The sequence below is a fragment of the Polaromonas sp. genome (genome assembly GCF_030682935.1).
Taxonomy (GTDB): domain Bacteria; phylum Pseudomonadota; class Gammaproteobacteria; order Burkholderiales; family Burkholderiaceae_C; genus Polaromonas.
Map to the genome: position 1 here is coordinate 1 of NZ_JAUXNA010000279.1, position 13,597 is coordinate 13,597.

17 protein-coding genes are annotated in these 13,597 nt (G+C 61.2%); 8 read left to right on the top strand and 9 right to left on the bottom strand.

The annotated features are described in order from the left end of the window. From Q8K05_RS12655 to Q8K05_RS12685, 7 genes are all read right to left on the bottom strand, one after another. Positions 1-212, bottom strand: a 212-nt coding sequence (locus Q8K05_RS12655; protein WP_305246949.1) for a histidine phosphatase family protein, incomplete at its 3' end; no start/stop codon positions are given. 136 nt (positions 213-348) lie between these two features. Further along, complete coding sequence (locus tag Q8K05_RS12660; protein WP_305246950.1) at positions 349-966, bottom strand: DUF4136 domain-containing protein; 618 nt, start codon at positions 964-966, stop codon at positions 349-351. A 34-nt stretch (positions 967-1,000) separates the two neighbouring features. Then, the gene (gene ttcA / locus Q8K05_RS12665; protein WP_305246951.1) at positions 1,001-1,945 is read right to left on the bottom strand and encodes a tRNA 2-thiocytidine(32) synthetase TtcA; all 945 of its coding nucleotides are present in this window, start codon (positions 1,943-1,945) and stop codon (positions 1,001-1,003) included. A gap of 5 nt (positions 1,946-1,950) precedes the next feature. Then, positions 1,951-2,322, bottom strand: coding sequence for a dihydroneopterin aldolase (locus Q8K05_RS12670; protein WP_305246980.1), 372 nt, complete (start codon positions 2,320-2,322; stop codon positions 1,951-1,953). Further along, on the bottom strand, positions 2,322-2,738 hold the full coding sequence (locus Q8K05_RS12675) for a dihydroneopterin aldolase (protein ID WP_305246952.1): 417 nt from the start codon (positions 2,736-2,738) through the stop codon (positions 2,322-2,324). The genes Q8K05_RS12670 and Q8K05_RS12675 overlap by 1 nt, the downstream gene beginning before the upstream one ends. Continuing rightward, positions 2,735-3,526 carry an SDR family NAD(P)-dependent oxidoreductase gene (locus tag Q8K05_RS12680; protein WP_305246953.1) on the bottom strand — a complete coding sequence of 264 codons (792 nt, stop codon included), beginning with the start codon at positions 3,524-3,526 and terminating at the stop codon, positions 2,735-2,737. The genes Q8K05_RS12675 and Q8K05_RS12680 overlap by 4 nt, the downstream gene beginning before the upstream one ends. Beyond that, the gene (locus Q8K05_RS12685; RefSeq protein ID WP_305246954.1) at positions 3,523-4,311 is read right to left on the bottom strand and encodes a hypothetical protein; all 789 of its coding nucleotides are present in this window, start codon (positions 4,309-4,311) and stop codon (positions 3,523-3,525) included. The genes Q8K05_RS12680 and Q8K05_RS12685 overlap by 4 nt, the downstream gene beginning before the upstream one ends. Before the next feature lie 82 nt (positions 4,312-4,393). Here Q8K05_RS12685 and Q8K05_RS12690 point away from each other — a divergent pair, with 82 nt between their 5' ends. The 8 genes from Q8K05_RS12690 (at position 4,394) to Q8K05_RS12725 (ending at position 11,501) form a co-directional block, all read left to right on the top strand. Next, positions 4,394-5,443: a class I SAM-dependent methyltransferase gene (locus Q8K05_RS12690; protein ID WP_305246955.1), complete on the top strand. Its 1,050-nt coding sequence runs from the start codon at positions 4,394-4,396 to the stop codon at positions 5,441-5,443. Positions 5,444-5,454: 11 nt separating this feature from the next. Next, positions 5,455-5,649, top strand: a complete 195-nt coding sequence (locus Q8K05_RS12695) for a DUF2905 domain-containing protein (protein ID WP_305246956.1) — start codon at positions 5,455-5,457, stop codon at positions 5,647-5,649. 98 nt (positions 5,650-5,747) lie between these two features. Further along, a complete protein-coding gene (locus Q8K05_RS12700) occupies positions 5,748-6,116 on the top strand; it encodes a phosphomannose isomerase type II C-terminal cupin domain (RefSeq protein WP_305246957.1) in 369 nt (122 codons plus the stop codon). 87 nt (positions 6,117-6,203) lie between these two features. Further along, positions 6,204-7,151 carry an ROK family protein gene (locus Q8K05_RS12705; RefSeq protein WP_305246981.1) on the top strand — a complete coding sequence of 316 codons (948 nt, stop codon included), beginning with the start codon at positions 6,204-6,206 and terminating at the stop codon, positions 7,149-7,151. A gap of 228 nt (positions 7,152-7,379) precedes the next feature. Continuing rightward, positions 7,380-8,630 (top strand): ABC transporter substrate-binding protein, encoded by a 1,251-nt coding sequence (locus tag Q8K05_RS12710; RefSeq protein WP_305246958.1) that lies wholly within the window; start codon positions 7,380-7,382, stop codon positions 8,628-8,630. Between the two features lie 75 nt (positions 8,631-8,705). After that, on the top strand, positions 8,706-9,587 hold the full coding sequence (locus tag Q8K05_RS12715) for a carbohydrate ABC transporter permease (RefSeq protein WP_305246959.1): 882 nt from the start codon (positions 8,706-8,708) through the stop codon (positions 9,585-9,587). Next, a complete protein-coding gene (locus Q8K05_RS12720; RefSeq protein ID WP_305246960.1) occupies positions 9,577-10,431 on the top strand; it encodes a carbohydrate ABC transporter permease in 855 nt (284 codons plus the stop codon). Before Q8K05_RS12715 ends, Q8K05_RS12720 begins: the two co-directional genes overlap by 11 nt. Positions 10,432-10,433: 2 nt before the next feature. Further along, on the top strand, positions 10,434-11,501 hold the full coding sequence (locus tag Q8K05_RS12725; RefSeq protein WP_305246961.1) for an ABC transporter ATP-binding protein: 1,068 nt from the start codon (positions 10,434-10,436) through the stop codon (positions 11,499-11,501). On the opposite strand, the gene Q8K05_RS12730 is transcribed toward Q8K05_RS12725, so the two are convergent. Continuing rightward, positions 11,491-12,900 carry a sensor histidine kinase gene (locus tag Q8K05_RS12730; protein WP_305246962.1) on the bottom strand — a complete coding sequence of 470 codons (1,410 nt, stop codon included), beginning with the start codon at positions 12,898-12,900 and terminating at the stop codon, positions 11,491-11,493. The two genes, Q8K05_RS12725 and Q8K05_RS12730, sit on opposite strands and share 11 nt — an antisense overlap. Continuing rightward, positions 12,897-13,595, bottom strand: coding sequence for a response regulator (locus Q8K05_RS12735; protein ID WP_305246963.1), 699 nt, complete (start codon positions 13,593-13,595; stop codon positions 12,897-12,899). The genes Q8K05_RS12730 and Q8K05_RS12735 overlap by 4 nt, the downstream gene beginning before the upstream one ends. Positions 13,596-13,597: the final 2 nt, after the last annotated feature.

Here is a 13,597-nt window from a genome sequence, read left to right on the forward strand (position 1 = left end):
CGCCCAATGTAGTGCGCCGTCTCCCAGGCGCGGGACACGTCGCTGGCGTAAATGGACGTGATGGGGTCGTCTTTCAGGGCCAGCGCCATCCGCCAGGCTAGGCTGTGGCCGGAGTCGATGAGCGGGATGTCCAGGTGACCCTGAATGCGGGTGTCGACGTTCCAGGTGGTTTCACCGTGGCGGATGGCGATGATGCGGGTGGCTTCAGTCATGGGGCTGGTCCCTTTAAGGGCAGAGAGCTAAGGAAAGTGGAGGCGCGCATTTCACCGCAGGGCCGCCCCAAGGTGAAATAGCCCCCTCGGGGGGGCAGAGAGCTACACGCAGTGAGCGAACGTGGGGGCCACATTTCTAGCGTGGAATTTCAACATTGATCCGGCGCGTGCCGGGTGGTGGCTGAGGAAAGCCCTGCAGGGCGGCGTCCAGCATCGCGGGCAGCACCGCCAGGGTGTCGCTCCACACGCCGTCGTGCACGGCCCGGGTTTCAAATACGACCTGGCCGCTGTTCAACTCGCGCATCAACATGCTCAGCTCGCGCTTGAAGTAGGGCTCCGGGAAGCGCAGGGGAAACGACATGCCGAGCGACGCGCCGCGGCTGCCGCCACCCAGAAAAAAACCCGGCATGGGGTATCTGAAGCCGTCATACCCTGCGCCGCCATAGGGCCCGCGCTCCAGAATCAGCGTGCTGACGACCACTTGCACGCTGTAGCGGGCCACGGTGGGATTCAAATCGAGGCCGACCTTGGCCAGGGCAGCGCGCGCCAGCGCTTCGACCTGGTCCTGCTGCGCCGCAAGGGTCTGCTGCGACGGCAGGCGCTCAAACCGGTAGGGCGTGCCGGGTGCTGGCGGGGCTGCGCTCCAGCGGGAAAAGGCGGTGACATCGCTGTCCACCAGCCGCACGGTCGAGCAGCCCGCCATGAAAAGCGCCAGAACGGCGACGGTGAAAAGTGCTGAAAATACCCGTTTCATACGGCCTCCAGAGAGATGGCTGAAAAACCCGCCGTTAACGTGCGCTGAGCGCCGTGATGCCAATCACGGAAACACCCGGCACGGCGGTTTCCCTGAATTCTTCGGCGTCAAAGGCCTTGTCGCCGTCAGCATCGGCCACGCCCGTGGCCCGGATGTTCTTGAAATCATGGCGCTTGCTGTCCATCAGGTGCGAAGGCACGATGTTTTGCAGCGCTGAAAACATGTTTTCAAGGCGTCCCGGGTGTTTTTTGTCCCATTCGCGCAGCATGTTGCCGACCTGCTTGCGCTGCAGGTTTTCCTGGCTGCCGCACAGCGTGCACGGAATGATAGGGAAGTCCTGCACCTGGGCCCAGCGCGTCAGGTCTTTTTCGGTCACATAGGCCATCGGGCGGATCACGATGTTCTTGCCGTCGTCGCTGACCAGCTTGGGCGGCATGCCCTTGAGCTTGGCGGCAAAAAACATGTTCAAGAAGAAGGTTTGCAGCATGTCGTCGCGGTGATGGCCGAGCGCGATCTTGGTCGCACCGAGTTCGCCCGCCACGCGGTACAAGATGCCGCGCCGCAGCCGCGAGCACAGCGAGCACAGGGTTTTGCCTTCGGGAATCACGCGGGTCACGATGCTGTAGGTGTCCTGGTTCTCGATGTGAAACGGCACGCCGAGCTTGCCGAGGTAGTCGGGCAGCACCTGCTCGGGAAAGCCGGGCTGCTTCTGGTCGAGGTTGACGGCGATCAGCTCGAAGTTGATCGGCGCGCGCTTTTGCAGTTTCAGCAAAATGTCGAGCATGGCGTAGCTGTCCTTGCCGCCCGAGACGCACACCATGACCTTGTCGCCTTCTTCGATCATGTTGAAATCGACAATCGCCCGGCCGACCTCGCGGCACAGGCGCTTTTCCAGCTTGTGGTCTTCGCGTTCTATCTTCATCGAGTTTTGCACCCGCGCCGAACTCTCGGCCTGCTCATCTGTCCACACTGCGCTCATTTTGATTACCACTGTCCTGTCTCGATGCGAATGGCTACTTCGCAGTCGTCAAAAATTTCAAGTTTTGCAATTTTCACACGCACGCCCAGCACCCCGGGCAGCTGCATCAGCCGGTGCGCCAGCTTGCCGATCAGGCTTTCGAGCAGGTTGACATGCTCGGCCGTGCATTCGGTGATGATGATCTGGCGCACCTTGCGGTAGTCCAGCACGCCGGAGATGTCGTCGTCGTGGGGCAGCAGCGGCTGCGTGCCCAGGTTCAGTTCGGCATCGACCTGGATCGGCTGGGGCGCGGTTTTTTCGTGCTCCAAAATGCCCAGGTTCGCGTCAAAACGCAAGCCGGTGAGGGTGAGGATTTGGGTGCCTTTGGTCGCAAGAATCACAGTGTGGGCGCCATCCATAGTTCGTGGGCTTTACATTGAAATGATTCGACACCTACCGCCTCGCAGTCTTCATACACATCAGGCTTTCGGGTCGATACTCGCGCAGCCACCACATGCGGATGAGTCAGAATGGCTTGCATCACGGTGTCACACAGGGTTTCTTGCAGCCCGGTGTGGCGCTGGTCAATTACCTGCGAAACGATATCGCGCACAAAGTCATAGTCCACAACCTCCTCAATTCGGTCGTTTTGAGGGGTACATTCAGCCAACGGAACGTATAAATCGATATCAAAAATTACGCGCTGTGCTGCTTGGAGCTCAAAATCATGAATTCCAATCCGAACTTGCCGAGTCAGTCCGCGTACAAAAATTCGTCGGCAATGCTGTAACAGAGTATGGGGTAGTGAGTTCAAGGTTGCTTCTGCATGAGTTGATCGGTAACAAACATAATGTCGCGTTCCAGAGGGACTAGGTGCTGGCCTTTGTCGACACATAAGGTGACGCCGGTCATTGATTCGTTTTCCGCCAGGAACACTGCCGTCCTGGCAACATCCACCGAATTTATTGGGCTACGCAGTAGGTTGATTGAACGGGCTTTGTTGAAATTTTCCTCGTTTTGGGGTCCGCTGACATAAATCAGCCCGGGCGCAATAGCGGATACGCGCACATGGGGTGCCAATGCCTGCGCCTGCAACGCCACCATCCGTTCCAGCGCGAGCTTGGACACTGTGTAGGAGAAATAGTCTGGGTTGGGATTGAAAACTTTTTGATCGAGGATATGGATGACGGCAGGACTGCCCCGCTTGGTATTGCCCTGAACCGATCGTGCCAGCAGGCTACCCAAGTGCAGTGGCGCTACCAGATTGACTTCAAGCTGGCGATGCAACAGTTGCGGCGACAGATTAATGCCGTCATCGGGCTCGAACACCGATGCGTTGTTCACTAATGCATCCAAATGCCGTCCGGTTGCCTGCGTAGCTTTTGCAAATACATCTTCTCGATCTGCTTCCTTGGAAAGGTCGCCAGCGATAGCAATGGCCTTAGGCCCAAGTCGCTCAATTGCTGCACAGGTTTGCAGGGCATCCTCAAAAGAGGATTGGTAATGACAAATCACGTTCCAACCGGCTCGCGCAAATGCCAAACAAAATTCGTGGCCCAGACGTCGTCCACCCCCTGTTACCAAGACCCAACGCTGGCTCATAAAAAAGCACCTTTTCCGATCGGGAGTGCACGGCGTGCGGTATCACACTGCGCTTCGATGACGCCCCGTATAAAAAAGCTTAAATCCTGGCAAAAATACAGACGGGCCGCTGGCTTGATAAGGAAATCCGGATCCAACTCACGAAAAAAAAGGATACCTTGGCCTTTTCCAGAACCGAAATAGCGAGCCGGGGAGTCATTCATCCGGTATCCCTCTGCCAATGCGCCTGCAATAACGTGCCGAAAAACTTTGAGTGACTCGGTCTCTATCGAGATAGACTCCGGCAATACATGGCCATTTAACCAGAGGGCAAGATTGATCTTTCGGACATTGAGTTCGACAGAAAACTCCAACTCGACCCCTGACAATGTGCTATTCCCTTTGAAGCTCAGGTGATAGTCACACCGGCAGCCTTGGAGGGTTTTCTTGATGACCGATGATATCTCTGCCGAAGAGAGATTGGCTTGTAGTGTTTGGGGGAATTCAATGTCCAGCAACGTGGAAGTGTTGACTTTTAAACGTTTTTCACTGCTCTGACCAAACACTAAAGCGACAACAACCAGCATAACTGGTAGAGCTACCGTGAGCAAGGTCATTGCAGCGGCAATATTTTCTTTTTCTTGCAGAAAAAGACCATTACCCAGCAGGATCAGCCCGCCTGCGACAATCAGTGCCATGACCAAGAGCAGACTTATGCGTGCCCAAAGTGGAAGAACTAATAGTTGTAGCCAACGTACTAGTTCATTGGATGCTTCGATAGGATTGGGGGTTTTTTCTTCGCTCATGGATACGTCTAATGGGCCGCTTTGTGAGCTTTATTGCTGAGTAAGTATTATGCCGATGACGCACTTGGCCAGTTGGATTGCTATGAAAATCGCCTGTCAGGACGAGTGGATCGGTTTTGACAAATTCATGGCGCTGGCGCTGTATGCGCCCGGCCTGGGCTACTACGCGAACGATTCCCGTAAGTTCGGCCTGATGCCGGCCGGCGGAAGTGATTTTGTCACCGCGCCCGAGCTGTCCCCTCACTTTGGCCGGGCGCTGGCCCGCCAGGTGGCCCAGGCGCTAGAGGCCAGCGGCACGGCCGAGGTCTGGGAGTTTGGCGCCGGTTCCGGCGCGCTGGCGCTGCAGTTGCTCGATACGCTGGGGCCACAGCTTGAGCGCTACACGATCGTCGACCTGTCAGGCAGCCTGCGCGAGCGCCAGCGCGAGCGGCTGGCGGCCCATGCCGGCAAGGTGCATTGGGCCACCGAACTGCCGCCCGCCATGCGCGGCGTGGTGCTGGGCAACGAGGTGCTGGACGCGATGCCGGTCAAGCTGCTGGCGCGCCTGGAGGGCGTCTGGCACGAGCGCGGCGTGGTCCTGCATGAAGGCCGCTTCACCTACGCCGACCGGCCGACGGACCTGCGGCCGCCGCTGGACGTGGCAGGCCACCATGATTACGTCACCGAAATCCACCCGCAGGCCGAAGGCTTTGTCGGCACGCTGGCCGACCGGCTCGAAACCGGCGCGGTGTTTTTGCTCGACTACGGCTTTCCCGAGCATGAGTATTACCACCCGCAGCGCAGCATGGGCACGCTGATCTGCCACCGTGCCCACCTGGCGGATGCCGATGCGCTGGCCGATGTGGGCGAAAAAGACATCACCGCCCATGTCAACTTCACCGGCATCGCGCTGGCCGGGCAGGACGCCGGGCTGGAAGTGCTGGGCTACACCAGCCAGGGCCGGTTTTTGCTGAACTGCGGCCTGCTGGGCGGCCTGGAAAACGCCTCGCTGGGCGAGCGCGCCATGGTGCAAAAGCTGGTCAACGAGCATGAAATGGGCGAGCTGTTCAAGGTGATCGCGTTTGGGGCCAAAGGTAGCCCTGTGTGGCAGCCGCTGGGCTTTTCGGCAGGTGACCGCATGCACACGCTGTAGATTCACGCGCCATGATTCGCTGGTTCATCATCATTTTTCTGGCCCTGGTTTTTATCAGCTGGTTCAGCCCGCTGCTGCAAAAACTCGGCTTTGGAAAATTGCCGGGCGACCTGCGCTTTCGCCTGTTTGGCCGCGAGTGGTTTATTCCCCTGACCACCACGATTTTGCTGAGCTTTGTGGCCAGCCTGATCAGTCAGCTGATCTGAAGCTGGCTGCCGGGTGTTCGGTGCCGTCTACCTGCTTGGTAACTTTATTGCTGGCAACCCGTTAGCATATGGGGCTTGCACAGGCGTGGCCGCACCCCATGAAAACCATCCCCCGCACCGAAACGATTGAACGGGCCGAACGGTCCTGGGGGTGGTATGAAACCGTGTCCGAAGTGCCGGGCAACAAGGTCAAGCGCATCCATATTCACCCGGGGCAGCAACTGAGCCTGCAAAAACACCACCAGCGCGCTGAGCACTGGGTGGTGGTGCAGGGCACGGCGCGCGTCACGCTGGGAGAGCGCCAGTTTGACATGCGGCAGGGCCAGGTCTGCGACATTGCGGTGGGGCAGGTTCATCGTCTGGCCAACCTGACGCAGGACCCGGTTGAAATTGTTGAAGTGCAATTTGGCCACTACCTCGGCGAAGACGACATCGTGCGTCTGCAGGACGACTACGGCCGCGCCTGACCCGCCCTTACTTTTACTCATATTCACTCACCCGCTCTCACCATGACCCTCTTTGCCCCAGTCCAGCCGGCTGATTTCAATTTCAGAATGCCCGAAGGTGCCGCGCCGGTGGCCTGCGTGGACGTGGGCGGCACCAAGGTTGCGGTCAGCGTGGCCGATCACCGCGGCATTCGGGGCCGCGTGGCGGAACCGACGGCCCGTCAGGGGGGCGTCGACGCGCTGGGCCAGCAGGTGCTGCGCATGGTGGGTGAAAGCTGCCGGCTGGCCGATGTTTCGCCGGACGCACTGTCGGCGGTAGGCGTGGCCTCCTGCGGCCCGTTTGTGATGAACCAGGGGCTGGTGGAGCTGGCGGCCCCGAATATCTGCGGCGGGCTGGCCGGCAAGGCGCGCGGCCTGCCCAACGACTGGACCAGCGCGGTACTGGAAGCGCCGCTGCGGGCCGCGTTCAGGCAGGTACGCATTGAAAACGACGGCATCGCCGCGCTGGAGGCCGAGCGCCGCTGGGGCGCGCTGCAGGGCCTGAGCCACTGCGCCTACCTGACCTGGAGTACCGGCATTGGCATGGGCCTGTGTGTGGACGGCCACGTGCTGCGCGGCAAAAACGGCAACGCCGGGCACGCCGGCCACATGTTCGTCAGCGACAACAACGAGGCCTTGTGCGGCTGCGGCAACGTTGGTGATCTGGAGGGGCTGGTGGCCGGTAACGCAGTGGCGCGGCGCTTTGCGGCACAGGGTTACCCCGATTCCGCTACGCTTTTGACAGCTGCGCGCGCCGGTGAAGCAGCGGCGGTGGAAATTGTTGATGACCTGTGCCGGATCATGGGGCGGGCCATCTACAACCTGGTGGTCACGCTGGACTTGCAGTGCATCAGCATGGGGGGCAGTGTGTTCTGGCACCACCGCGACTACCTGCTGCCACGGCTGCAATCGCACGTCAGCGGCAAGCTGCCTGCGCTGACGCAGGACTTCACGCTGGTGCCTGCCGGCCTGCAGGACCGGGTGGGCGACTACGGGGCGCTGGCGCTGGTGGCCTGATTTTTCGGGCGGCTTTTCGCTGCCGCCTTGTCCTTTTCTTTTCTTCCGGCCGCTCTTTTCGGCCGAAATTCATGATGTTTCTTGCAATTTCACGGTCAAACTCCGGGTAAGTACTAGGTTTTTCGTTGAAAGATTAATGAATAATTAATTAATTCGACGGGCGTGGTGTTCGCCGAATCCATTCCTGCTCCTGGCGCTGAGTGCCCAAGGAGCTTACCTGGAGACAACATGTTCAAGATTTCAAGCCTGACGGCTGCCGTATTACTTGCCACCGTGGCCGTGTCTGCACGGGCCGGTGAGGTGGAAGTTCTGCATTACTTGACCTCGGGCGGCGAGGCCAAGTCGGTTGTCGAGCTGAAAAAAATCATGCAGGCCAAGGGCCACACCTGGAAAGACTTTGCCGTGGCGGGTGGCGGTGGCGACAATGCCGCGACCGTGCTGAAAAGTCGTGTGGTGTCGGGCAACCCGCCCGCTGCCGCCCAAGTCAAGGGCCCGGCCATCCAGGAATGGGCCGCTGAAGGCGTGCTGGCCAACCTGGACAAAATAGCCAACGCCGAAAAATGGGACAGCCTGCTGCCCAAGGCCGTCGCCGATGTCATGAAGTACAAAGGCAACTACGTCGCCGTGCCGGTCAATGTGCACCGCGTGAACTGGGTCTGGGCCAACCCCGAGGTGCTGAAAAAAGCCGGTGTGGCCGGCATGCCCAAGAACTACGACGAATTTTTTGTCGCTGCCGACAAGATCAAGGCCGCAGGCCTGATCGCCGTGGCCCACGGTGGCCAGAACTGGCAAGACTTCACCACCTTTGAGTCGGTGGTGCTGGGGGTGGGGGGCGCCAGGTTCTACAACGACGCGCTGGTCAAGCTCGATGCCAAGTCCTTGAACAGCGACACCATGAAGAAGTCGCTGGAAACATTCCGCAGGATCAAGGGCTACACCGACGCAGCGTCCGCCGGGCGCGACTGGAACCTGACCACCGCGCTGGTGATGCAGGGCAAGGCCGGCTTCCAGTTCATGGGTGACTGGGCCAAGGGCGAGTTTCTGGCTGCTGGCAAGGTGCCGGGCAAAGACTTCCTGTGCGCCGCAGCGCCCGGCACCGCCAACGCCTACACCTTCAACGTCGATTCGTTCGCCATGTTCAAGCTCAAGGCCGCCGACGCGCAAAAAGCCCAGGGCGACCTGGCCACGGCGATCATGGGAACCGAATTCCAGGAAGTGTTCAACCTCAACAAGGGCTCGATTCCTGTGCGCCTGAACATGAAGATGGACAAGTTTGATGATTGCGCCAAAACCTCTGCCAAAGACTTTGTGGACACCGCCAAGACCGGCAGCCTGGTGCCCTCCATCGCGCACGGCATGGCCGTCAGCCCCGCTGCTGAAGGCGCGATCAAGGACGCGGTCAGCCAGTTCTGGAACAACGACAAGATCAGCGTGGCTGATGCCATGAAGGCGATCACTTCTGCCGCTGCGACCAAGTAAACAGCGTCTTTTACGCTGCCCACCTGCCCCCTGTTGTCGGCCGGGTGGGCTTATTCACTTCGGAGAGCCACTCCCATGAAACCGACCTTTGAGGCTACCCTGCCCAAGCTGGTGATTGCACCCGGCTTTGTGCTGGGCTTTGCCTTCATTTACGGGCTGATGATCTGGAACGGGGTCTTGTCCCTGACCGCCTCGCGCATGTTGCCCAACTACGACGAGTTCGTCGGTCTGGCGCAGTACGCCAAACTCTGGGAGATGGACCGCTGGTGGCTGGCCCTGAAAAACCTGGGGATTTTCAGCGTGCTGTACGTTGGCGGGGCCATGCTGATCGGCATGGCGCTGGCGATCGTGCTGGACCAGAAGGTCCGCGCCGAAGGCTGGCTGCGCACCATCTACCTCTACCCCATGGCGCTGTCGTTCATCGTGACCGGCACGGCCTGGAAATGGATCCTGAACCCCAGCCTGGGGCTGGAAAAGCTGATGCACGACATCGGCTGGAGCAGCTTCAGCTTCGACTGGCTGGTGCAAAGCGACACCGCCATTTACTGCGTGGTGATTGCCGGCATCTGGCAGTCGGCCGGGTTTGCCATGGCGCTGTTTCTGGCCGGGCTGCGCGGCATCGACGACAGCATCATCAAGGCGGCGCAGATAGACGGCGCCAGCCTGCCGCGCATTTACTGGCGCATTATTTTGCCGATTTTGCGGCCGGTGGTGTTCTCCACCGTCATGGTGTTGTCGCACCTGTCGATCAAGAGCTTTGACCTGGTGATGGCCCTGACCGGCGGCGGCCCCGGCTATGCCACCGACGTGCCCGCCACCTTCATGTACGTGATGAGCTTTACCCGCGGCCAGATCGGTCTGGGCGCCGCCAGCGCCACCATGATGCTGGCCACCGTGGCGGCGATTGTGGTGCCCTATTTGTACAGTGAACTGCGGAGCAAACCCCATGATCGCTAAGAACTTTTCGCGGGTGCTGATCTACGGCGTGCTGCTGCTGGCGGCGGTGTTGTTTCTGGCCCCGATGTATGTGATGCTGGCCACCTCGTTCAAGGACGCCGAAGAAATCCGAAGCGGTAATCTGCTCAGCCTGCCCTCCAGCCTGAACTTCGAGGCCTGGACGCTGGCCTGGTCGAGCGCCTGCACCGGCACCGACTGCCGGGGCTTGCAGCCCTTCTTCTTTAACTCGGTGCTGATCGTGGTGCCGGCGGTGCTGATTTCCACCTTGTGGGGCGCCATCAACGGCTACGTGCTGAGCCTGTGGAAGTTTCGCGGCAGTGATTTGCTGTTTGGCTTCATGCTGTTTGGCGTGTTCATGCCCTTTCAGGTGGTGCTGCTGCCGATGAGCCAGGTGCTGGGCTGGCTGGGCATTTCCAGTTCGGTCGGCGGCCTGATTTTTGTGCATTGCCTGGCGGGCCTGGCCGGCACCACGCTGTTTTTTCGCAACTACTACGCCGCTGTTCCCAAAGAGCTGGTGAACGCGGCGCGCATTGACGGCGCGGGTTTCTGGCGCATCTTCTTGCGCATCATCGTGCCGCTGTCCACGCCCATCGTGATGGTCACGCTGATCTGGCAGTTCACCAACATCTGGAACGACTTTTTGTTCGGCGTGGCCTTCAGCGGCGCCGACAGCAAGCCCATCACCGTGGGCCTGAACAACATGGTCAACACCAGCAGCAGCGTGAAAAACTACAACGTGGACATGGCGGCTGCCGTGATTGCGGGCTTGCCCACCATGCTGATTTATGTGCTGGCGGGTCAATATTTTGTGAAAGGACTCACGGCCGGCGCCGTGAAAGGCTAACTATGGCTTCAGCACTGCATATTTCCGGCATCCGCAAGACCTTTGGCAGCGGCGACAAAACCGTCGAGGTGCTCAAGCGCATCGACATCGATGTGGCACCGGGCGAATTTCTCATCCTGGTCGGTCCCTCGGGCTGCGGCAAATCAACCCTGCTCAACATCATTGCCGGGCTGGACGACCCTACCGAGGGTGAAATCCGCATTGGCAACCGCAACGTGGTGGGTGTTCCCCCCGCCCAGCGCGACATCGCCATGGTGTTCCAGAGCTACGCGCTTTACCCGACCATGAGCGTGGCCGAGAACATTGGCTTTGCGCTGGAGATGCGCAAGGTGCCCAGGGCGGAACGCGAAAAGCGCATCGTTGAGGTGGCCGCCATGCTGCAAATCACCCACCTGCTGGACCGCCGTCCGGCGCAACTGTCGGGTGGCCAGCGCCAGCGCGTGGCCATGGGCCGGGCCTTGGCACGCCAGCCGCAGCTGTTCCTGTTTGACGAACCCCTCTCGAACCTGGACGCCAAACTGCGCGTCGAGATGCGCGCCGAGATCAAGCGCCTGCACCAGCTCAGCGGCATCACCAGCGTTTACGTGACGCATGACCAGATCGAAGCCATGACCCTGGGCAGCCGCATTGCCGTCATGAAAGACGGCGTGCTGCAGCAATTGGGCACGCCTGACGACATTTACAGCCGTCCGGCCAACACCTATGTGGCCTCCTTCATTGGCTCGCCTACTATGAATATGATAGCTGGTAGTTCAAGCAAGACGCTGGCTGGAGGCCTGTTTGACATCAAAGAAGCGAGTTTGCCACTGGTTAGCCCGGCTGGCGGTCCAGCGCTGCTCGGTGTGCGGCCCGAGCACATCAGCTTTGCCGATGACGCCGCCTGGCGCGGCCAGGTCAGTTTGGTGGAGCCCACCGGTGCCGACACCTTTGTGGTGGTCAAGACCGCCGCCGGCGACATCACGGTACGCGCCTCACCGCAAACCCAGGCCAAGCCCGGTGACACGGTGGGTCTGCAGATCAGTGGCGCGTATGTCAACTGGTTCGATGCGGCCAGCGGAGTCAGGCTTTAAGGCCAGGCAGCGGCAAGGTCAGCCGCACCAGCAAGCCTGAAGGCTGCACCGGGTGCACGCTGGCTGCGCCGCCATGGCGCTGGGCAATTTCAGCCACGATGGCCAGCCCCAAGCCGCAGCCGCCGGGCAACTCGCTGGCGCGCCAGAAGCGCTCGAAGGCATGGGGCCTGTCCGCCTCAGGCAAACCCGGCCCATCGTCTTCCACTTCGAGCAGGCAGTGGCCCGACTTCCGGCGTATCCGCACCGTCAGCGTGGTACCGCGTCCCGCGTAGTGCAGGGCGTTCTCGATCAGGTTGTTCAGTGATTCGCGCAGCAGCAGTTTTTCGCCCTCGATCTCCAGCGTGTCTTCACCCTCGTAGCCCAGGTCGACGCCTGCCACAAGGGCGCGCGGCGTCCATTCCCGGGCGACCTCACGTGCCAGCGCGGCCACGTCGAGCGGCTGCAGGCTCACGTCGGCCTCGGTGCGGGCCAGCGACAGCAACTGGTGCACCAGATGCGCGCTGCGCAGGGCCCCGGCATGCACCTTGGTCAGTCGGACTTTCAGGGCCTGCAGTTCGGTTTCCTGCAACGCCAGTTCGGTCTGGCTGATCAGCCCGGCCAGCGGGGTGCGCAACTGGTGCGCCGCGTCGTTCAAAAAGCGCTTTTCCTGGCTCAGGCTGCGCCTGACCGCATCAAGCAACTGGTTGACGGCGGCGGCCAGCGAATGCACTTCCTGTGGGGCCTCTTTCAGCTCAATCGGTGGCAGCGTGGTCAGTGTGCGGCCGGTCCGGTCGCCGAGCAGGGCCTCCAGCCGTTTGAGCGGACGCAGACCGCGCGTGATGCCGCCATACATCAGAGCCCCCAGCAACAGGCCCAGCGCCAGCAGCGGCAGCAGCATGTCGGCCACCAGTTCGCGCGCAATGCGCTGCTGCACCGCCAGGCTTTTGGCGACCTGCACGCGCAGGCGCTGGGGTGCATCGGCGTCGCCGTAGTTCACCTCCAGCAGGGCCACGCGCACCGGTTTTCCCGCCAGCGGCGCCTCGTAGATCAGGGGCTCATTGGCCTTGATCGCAAGACTGGCTGGCGGCGGCGGCAGCTGACCGTTGCCCAGTACAAAGCGGCCCGGTGGCGACGACACCATGTAGCCCATGCGGTCGGTCGGGTCCTGCTCCAGAATATCCTGCGCGGCGCGCGGAAAATCGACCAGCAGGCCCGAGCCGATGGGCTTGACCTGGCGCGCCAGCGCGCGCACCGATTGCGTCAGGGACTGGTCAATGCCTTTCTCGGCGTAGCTCAGCGCCACGCGCCAGGCCAGTACGCCGCCCGCCAGCCACAGCACCAGCTGCGGCAGCAGCAGCCACAGCAGCAGTTGCCGCCTGAGCGACAAGCCCGGCGCTACAGCTCGGACCGGACGTTTCATGAGGTGCCGGATTCGAGCATGTAGCCCAGCCCGCGCACATTGCGAATGCTCAGGCCCGACTCTGCCAGCTTGCGGCGCAGGCGGTGCACATACACCTCCAGCGCGTTGGAGCCTTGCGCGCCTTCAGCCGGCTCGGCCTGCCAGGCATTGAGCACGTCTTCGCGGCTGACCACCTGGCCGGCATTGGCCACCAGCAGCTGCAGCAGCGCCCATTCGCGCTGCGTCAGCTCCAGTGCCTCGTCGTCCAGCCAGGCGCGCGGCAGCGTGGCATCGACCCGCAGCCGGCTGGTGCCGCCGCTGCCGATCTCGAGTGAGCCGCCAAAAGCCGGCAGGCGGGAGCGCCTGAGCATGGACTGCAAGCGCGCCTGCAACTCGGCAATGACGAAGGGCTTGGTGAGGTAGTCGTCCGCGCCTGCATTGAGGCCCTGTACCCGGTCGTCAATGCCGTCGCGCGCCGTCAAAATCAGCACCGGCAGGGCCATCAGCCGCTGGCGTATCCAGCGCAGCACTGCCATGCCGTCAAGCAGCGGCAGCCCCAGGTCCAGGATCACGCCGTCAAAGCGGGTGGATTCGAGTAGTGCGCGCGCGATGGCGCCATTGGCTGCGCAGGCCACGCTGTGCCCGCTTTGCTCCAGCAGCGCTGCCAGCGCATCGCGCAGCAGCTCGTCGTCTTCAGCGATCAGTAAATGAGCCATGG

What these genes read in the sequence shown, in the direction of transcription:
- ttcA (WP_305246951.1), bottom strand. Translation starts at nt 1,945, where the DNA reads ATGAGCGCAGTGTGGACAGATGAGCAGGCCGAGAGTTCGGCGCGGGTG.
- Q8K05_RS12725 (WP_305246961.1), top strand. Translation starts at nt 10,434, where the DNA reads ATGGCTTCAGCACTGCATATTTCCGGCATCCGCAAGACCTTTGGCAGC.
- Q8K05_RS12720 (WP_305246960.1), top strand. Translation starts at nt 9,577, where the DNA reads ATGATCGCTAAGAACTTTTCGCGGGTGCTGATCTACGGCGTGCTGCTG.
- Q8K05_RS12690 (WP_305246955.1), top strand. Translation starts at nt 4,394, where the DNA reads ATGAAAATCGCCTGTCAGGACGAGTGGATCGGTTTTGACAAATTCATG.
- Q8K05_RS12680 (WP_305246953.1), bottom strand. Translation starts at nt 3,526, where the DNA reads ATGAGCCAGCGTTGGGTCTTGGTAACAGGGGGTGGACGACGTCTGGGC.
- Q8K05_RS12715 (WP_305246959.1), top strand. Translation starts at nt 8,706, where the DNA reads ATGAAACCGACCTTTGAGGCTACCCTGCCCAAGCTGGTGATTGCACCC.
- Q8K05_RS12700 (WP_305246957.1), top strand. Translation starts at nt 5,748, where the DNA reads ATGAAAACCATCCCCCGCACCGAAACGATTGAACGGGCCGAACGGTCC.
- Q8K05_RS12695 (WP_305246956.1), top strand. Translation starts at nt 5,455, where the DNA reads ATGATTCGCTGGTTCATCATCATTTTTCTGGCCCTGGTTTTTATCAGC.
- Q8K05_RS12660 (WP_305246950.1), bottom strand. Translation starts at nt 966, where the DNA reads ATGAAACGGGTATTTTCAGCACTTTTCACCGTCGCCGTTCTGGCGCTT.
- Q8K05_RS12730 (WP_305246962.1), bottom strand. Translation starts at nt 12,900, where the DNA reads ATGAAACGTCCGGTCCGAGCTGTAGCGCCGGGCTTGTCGCTCAGGCGG.
- Q8K05_RS12710 (WP_305246958.1), top strand. Translation starts at nt 7,380, where the DNA reads ATGTTCAAGATTTCAAGCCTGACGGCTGCCGTATTACTTGCCACCGTG.
- Q8K05_RS12705 (WP_305246981.1), top strand. Translation starts at nt 6,204, where the DNA reads ATGCCCGAAGGTGCCGCGCCGGTGGCCTGCGTGGACGTGGGCGGCACC.
- Q8K05_RS12735 (WP_305246963.1), bottom strand. Translation starts at nt 13,595, where the DNA reads ATGGCTCATTTACTGATCGCTGAAGACGACGAGCTGCTGCGCGATGCG.
- Q8K05_RS12685 (WP_305246954.1), bottom strand. Translation starts at nt 4,311, where the DNA reads ATGAGCGAAGAAAAAACCCCCAATCCTATCGAAGCATCCAATGAACTA.